Source organism: Klebsiella sp. 4_1_44FAA, from assembly GCF_000238715.1.
Lineage (GTDB): Bacteria > Pseudomonadota > Gammaproteobacteria > Enterobacterales > Enterobacteriaceae > Klebsiella > Klebsiella pneumoniae.
Window position 1 is genome coordinate 306,185 of sequence record NZ_JH414802.1, and the last position, 6,032, is coordinate 312,216.

The following is a 6,032-nucleotide window of genomic DNA, read 5'->3' on the forward strand; positions in this document are numbered from 1 at the left end:
GCCGTAAAAGTGATATTTCGTATACCGGATAGCATCAACCCAGCCCACTTTGAAAATCTCTGCCGCCGGATAGGGTGGGAGATACGGAATCGTGACCGCGGCATTTCGTTGCGTCCACGCCCCGCCATAGGCGTCGCCGGTAAAGCAATCACGGGCGACAACGAAACCGTTGCAAACGGAGTCGGCCCCCATAAACCAGCCCGTCAGACAGCAATCACGGATGAGGAAATTATCTTCTGTGGACCGGTCAAGAACGCCATTCCCGTAGCGACCGATAAAGAAGTTGCGCACACCGTGATTAACCAGCTGCGGGCGAATATAACCGTCTGATGAGTCACCGGAAATAAAATAACCAATGTGCTGGTTATTGTTAATCACAGGCGTATCAGAATCCCAGTCTCCAATTAACGCGCAGTTCTGCATACTGTCGCCGATAATAACGGAGTCGGGATAAAGTCGAATCGCCGCGTAAATATGATTTTCAGGTTCCGCGGCAATATTTGCATCATTCGCTGCAGCCACCCATCCCGGGTAAGCGGTCCCGTCATCGCCTGGTAAAGTGACTTTATGAGGATAGGTTGTGGCGTAATATTTCCCCGTCAGTTGCACGGGAAGCCCTCTGGCGTGTCCTTCATCGACAGCCTTTTGATAGTAAGGCACGGCATCAGGAGAAACACCGTGCAGGTAGCCGAACATTTCCGGAGACACAAATCCTATTCCACCAACGAGTTTAGCGCCGTCGCTTGAACCCAGGTTTTGGCGAAGAGCAGCATCACCGACAGATACAAAATGTGCAGAGTCTGTAGCAGTCCAGGTTTCGTCCGTTTTACCCGAAGCCGTGAACGGGATATCAGTCGCTGCCGTGAGTTTGTAGAGTTCGTTGTTATAACGAATGAGCTGGTTATACTCGGTGATGGTCAGGGGGTTTCCTTCCGGAATAGTCCCCACCGTGTAATCGCCAATAATGTCATAGCCTGATGAAGCGATGAACGTATTAAATCGCGTATCCTGATCGGCCAGCTGAGAAGTAAACCGACTCTCCTGACTGGACATCTGGCTGAGAAATGATGTCTCCATTCCAAAAAATGAAGGCCGAACTTTCCCCAGGCGGTCAGTCCATATCAAGGCCGTCAGGCTGTTCAGTGCAAAATCGAGGTTCTCGGCGTTATCAAATAAATCCTTTACAGCCGCAGAGCCCAGCGGGTTGCCGGTTTTATATGTGCTCATAGTCGCCCTATAACAAAAAACCCGCCGAAGCGGGTTGTTGAGAGTTATTTCTGTTTTATGCAATGTCGCCGGGATAACTGGCGTTGTCGTAGTCGTAGAAGGACGCGCGGTACTCTTTGGCGGTAACCTGACACGTCCCGTCTGATTGAGGGGCAATCTCCTCAACAATGGCGTCATAGACATGACGCGTTGAGCCGCAGAACACCAGGCGGACTGGCTCAATGGCTGGTGAAGTCTGGTCAATCTTCAATGGGTCATCAAAATCACTCAGATGGGGAACGGACAACTGATAATCCCCCACTCTGCTCGCCACCATCAGACCGGATGCAGAGCCATCCTGATAGCGGATCAGCGCACGGGGGTTTTCGAAAGACCAGTCAAGCAGCTCCGTAACGGTGAAGGTTGTCACGCCACCAGCCGTTGTCATCGCCTCCACCAGACAGGAAATCGTGTTGTTCCCAGGTATATCGTCTGTCAGTACAATCCGATCGCCCGTGTTGTAGCAGAGCGCATCCAGCTCGGTGGTGGTCTGGTATGTAACCCGCTGCTGAAGATACTTCATCAGGCGACGCATGCCGATCTGGTAGGCGTGATCCTGATTGAGCACCCCATCGAGTTTGTAGTTCTCGATTTTCACCGGTGTGGGATTATCGGGTGTCCGACATTTAACAGTCTCCTCCGCCCAGGTGACGCCGTTGATGTACGTCACGTCGACACCATCAAAATCATCGTCGGACGGCACGGTAAATCCGCTCTGCAGCTCCTCCACCATCTCATGCGGCGTTATGATCCCCGTCCAGGGCTTAATCCCCTCGCGGTTGACCGTCGCAAGGCCATCGCTTAACAGGAAGCGGGATTTCCCGGCACTGGCTATCATCTGCAGCATTTCCAGCGCCGAGATACTGTCGCCGGTGGCGAAATCGAAATTTTCGCCCCGTGGCGTCCAGTACGCGGACTCTAGTGCGTTGATGGTATCGACGTCCATCTCCAGCCCCAGCGAGCTCCCGACATGCAGCAGCGCCCCCGAAATGGTTCTGGCCGTTCCTGAGTCATAGGACCGCGTGGCCACAACGTTTACGCGGCGGTCTGACTGCGCCGCCAGCTTCCCGCCCGTCTCAACGGTCACCGCCATCAGCGACACACCTGGATAGGAGAAGGGCGCGTCAGCAGCCGTCCGCGCAGTGCCTGCCAGTACATACTGTCTCGCGCGTTGTTTGAGCCCTGCTCATTGCGCCGACGGCAGCGAACCTCTACCAGTCCCGGAGAACTGAGGGTGATCCGCTCAGTGAATCCCAGCCCGTTGACGTTTTTAAGCGCATACTCGCCCTGGTGACTCACCCACCCCGATCCGGAACCGTAGACGCGATACTGTATCTCCCACTCAACGTGGCGAATCCGTTTTTTGCCCTTACTGTCAAAGCCGCAAATACCGTTCGGGAAAGAGAAATTCACCTCGAACATATCGACGGTCTCATTTTCAGGGCAAACCAGGAACGGCCCCAGCCAGCTCAGCGTGTCATTGAGGCCGGTGGCCTCATAGTCGATCATCGTCCTGGCGGTGAATCCCGGCCACGACTCATCAACGGACCCATTAACCAGGCGCGCCACTGTTGCCGTTGTGCCGTCGGCAGAGACGATCTGGTACTCATTCCCGCGGTGAGCAAGTGAAATCCGTTGCACACCTTCAGGCATGCCCGAGAATGCGGTTCCCGTAGTGCTGTTATATGCAAGCGTCACGTTTGCCGTTACCGCCGGGCTACCGCCGGTTGATGGCGTGCCGGAGGTGTAAACCGGGGCATCACCGAAAACGGCTGCAGGCAGCGAGGAGGATGTGATTGCCCCACCCACGTAAGGACTGGCCGCCTCGGTTATCAGTACGGTACCGCCGTTGTCCCGTGCGACCAGGCCGGAGCCAGTGAGCCCCTCGGTGATAGCCGCCAGCAGTCCCGACATCGAGATGTAGTTCGCTACCAGCGACACCGTATAGGTGGTGCCCTGCCATGTGATCATGAACGTACTGGAGCTGGTCGAAAAATCGTAGGTGACGGGAGCCGCACTGGCTTGAATTTTTGCTGGACTGCCACCCTCGCCAGGCACTGCGTCCTGACCCGGGGTATAGGACGCAATGACGAGGTCATAATCGACACTGTTGAAACTCAGCGTCACCGGCATACCCGCTACGGGAGCAAGTTCGGTAAGCAACGAGCTGGCAAAGACACTGTAACCAGAAGAGGTGGAGATCAGATAATTTGTCGGCGCCTTAATTTCGACTATGGTCCCCGTTACCCAGCTGTCCGGGAGAGAATTATCATCCTCGTCGTCATCGTCACCATCATCTGTATCAAGACCTGTAAACGTTACGGATGCACCAGAAACCGTCATGCTGTCAGCGATAATATCGTCGGAATCAGGTGAGGTCTGGGCCATATCCAGCCCTGTTCCGCTTGATGTTCCACCCACCTCTGTCGAGTTGAACCAGTTCTCGCTGCGCTCATCGCCGGAAACATCCGCGCCGGGCGGGTAATGGGTACTGCTGAAACCCGGTAGTGTCGATGCCGGGGTGCTGCCAACCCGGATATCGCCAGTGGAATATTCCAGGTCACCGACCCCAAGACTCAGCAGCATCTGGACACGCATCTTCGTTGGATCAGCAACGTCGAACCGGGTCACAGGCTGGACCACATAATCTGGGTAGATACGCACCCGGCCAAACACTTCACGAATGGCATCACCGAGTTTTGCGGTGTTGGCCCGCGCCGGGTTCAGGTCGAGACTGCGCCCTGTGGATGATGTATAGCCTCCCGTATCGATATTGCTCATCATAAACAGTGAATAGGCTGCTGCGGCAACGGAGATACCGACACCAATCCACGCGATTGTGGCTGCCTCCAGCCCGAAGGGGACCGGATAAAGCCGTACATCACTATCAGGGCGGATCACGCAGGTGGCCCATTCGCCTGGCGGAATGGACAGACCGTCAACCTCAATGGTCAGCGGCGGCAAATCCCGATCCTCGTAACCTTCAACATTCACCGCCAGCCAGTTACGAAGGCTGGTTACGCCATGCTCATGCGTTTCGAGAGGTTCGCCGGGAAGCCGGGACGGGTAAAAACGAATGGTCATTGCCAGAACTCCACTTTGACAAATCGCCGCTTAAACCGTGACAGCGGCAAGAAAGTGACGTTGGTACCGGGATTACATTCCGCCACATGCAGCAGACCATCAATACTGACAACAATCCCCACATGGGTGACTGCTGAGCCGGAATAGCAAGCCACGCCAGCCCCTTCGCAGGGGTCGCAGCGCTCCAGGGTAAGCATCATTTGATGCGCCTCCCGGTCGAGGCCGCCGTCGTCTTTCGTGACCCCGGCAAAATCAGGCCAGCGAGGCAAGCCCAAATCACAGCGTATCTCGTTTACAATGCCAAAGCAGTCGAGCTGCGGGTAAACGCGCCCGCCCTTCAGCCAGGTGACTGAACGGTATTTATCAGGGTTAAACATGATGGATTCCTTAGCTGATATAACGCAGTCCGGGGAAGACAGGGAGCGTGTAGCGGTAACGCGGCCAGGCCATATCGAGGACATTCATATAGCCCGCAGTGATCTGCACCTCTGTAGCCGTCCAGTAACCCGACTTGATTTTCAGCGTATACGGCACTGCCGCAGGCGCGGCTAAATCCGTGGAGATAAAACTGCGGTATGTCAGCGATGCAGGCAACCTGTTAGCCAGGGCATTGCGGATCGTCGTGGACACAACACCATCGACATTACACAGGGCGAATTTCAAATCTTGCGTACCGTCCGCGTTGCGCGCCGGCAGCGCAATGTCAATCGCGCAGGCGGTAAACGTTACGGTATTGCCGCTCTCCGTCGTCGCCGTAATATCCTCATACCCCTGGTACAGGTAGTGAACATCTGAGCCAACGGTGATCTGCAGCGTTTCAATGATCACCTCCGGACCGCTGCTGGCATAGAGCCTGTTAAGTCTTGTCATGCTTCAGGCCACTCCCTGTTAACGGCAAGATCAAGAATATCGCTGTTCACAATGAAGTCAGGGAACTCGGCCCAGCCAGGCGGAAGGATTGGACGCTCCCATAATTCCAGCGTTGCACTATATCGCCAGTATTTACCGCCCTCTGGTGTCGGTCCCTCGTATATATCGACAAACCTACAGACATAATCTTGCGCACCTAAAGGGGTAAGGAGCGGCATGTTGAACCAGTCAGCCCCATCGGTAATGATGTCTCGGTACCAGGCTTCGAAAAGCTGTGCCTGACCATCAGTAAAGATCCATGAAACTGGCGTTTGAGAAGGAACCGAAGTATAAGCTCGCCTTTGTCGCCGCCTGCCGGTAACCATCGCTGTACTTTTTAGCGGAGAAGTCGCTTTAAGACCAAAGTTCTCCTTCAATGGGCAAGGGAGATAATCCTTCGGGTAATTGAGATTAGTTGAAATTGCCATCAGCTAATTTTCCTCCCCGAGGTAGTTTGATCCTCTCCTCGTAATATGGACACGCGCCTAAGCGAGATTCTGATTTTCAAATTGTTCCGGGCTGAGGCCGCCACAGGCACTGTGACGACGCCAGCGATTGTAATCGCACTCAATGTAATTAAATACCATCGTACGCATATCATCGCGACTGATTAGACGCTCACCGTGGATGCACTCTACCTTCAGCGTGTGGAAAAAGCTTTCCGCGCAGGCATTGTCATAGCAGCAGCCTTTTGCACTCATGCTGCCCCGAAGGTCGTGCTGCTTCAACAGGGCCTGATAATCTGCTGAGCAGTACTGACCACCCCGGTCCTG

General features: G+C 54.7%; 4 protein-coding genes and 2 pseudogenes. All 6 read right to left on the reverse strand.

All coding sequences use genetic code 11. From position 1 onward, the window contains the following. Nucleotides 1–1,227, reverse strand: a pseudogene (locus HMPREF1024_RS09060) (hypothetical protein); the annotation flags it as partial. A gap of 55 nt (nucleotides 1,228–1,282) precedes the next feature. Beyond that, nucleotides 1,283–4,350, reverse strand: a pseudogene (locus HMPREF1024_RS0126895) (host specificity factor TipJ family phage tail protein). Beyond that, entirely contained in the window at nucleotides 4,347–4,727 is a 381-nt protein-coding gene (locus HMPREF1024_RS09055) for a hypothetical protein (RefSeq protein ID WP_009309057.1), read from the reverse strand. The pseudogene HMPREF1024_RS0126895 and the gene HMPREF1024_RS09055 overlap by 4 nt, the downstream one beginning before the upstream one ends. A gap of 10 nt (nucleotides 4,728–4,737) precedes the next feature. Beyond that, complete coding sequence (locus HMPREF1024_RS09050; protein ID WP_009309058.1) at nucleotides 4,738–5,220, reverse strand: DUF1833 family protein; 483 nt, start codon at nucleotides 5,218–5,220, stop codon at nucleotides 4,738–4,740. Next, nucleotides 5,217–5,687, reverse strand: coding sequence for a hypothetical protein (locus HMPREF1024_RS0126900; protein ID WP_032451390.1), 471 nt, complete (start codon nucleotides 5,685–5,687; stop codon nucleotides 5,217–5,219). The genes HMPREF1024_RS09050 and HMPREF1024_RS0126900 overlap by 4 nt, the downstream gene beginning before the upstream one ends. Before the next feature lie 57 nt (nucleotides 5,688–5,744). After that, a partial coding sequence (locus HMPREF1024_RS09045) for an IS3 family transposase (protein WP_009309059.1) occupies nucleotides 5,745–6,032 on the reverse strand: 288 nt, incomplete at its 5' end.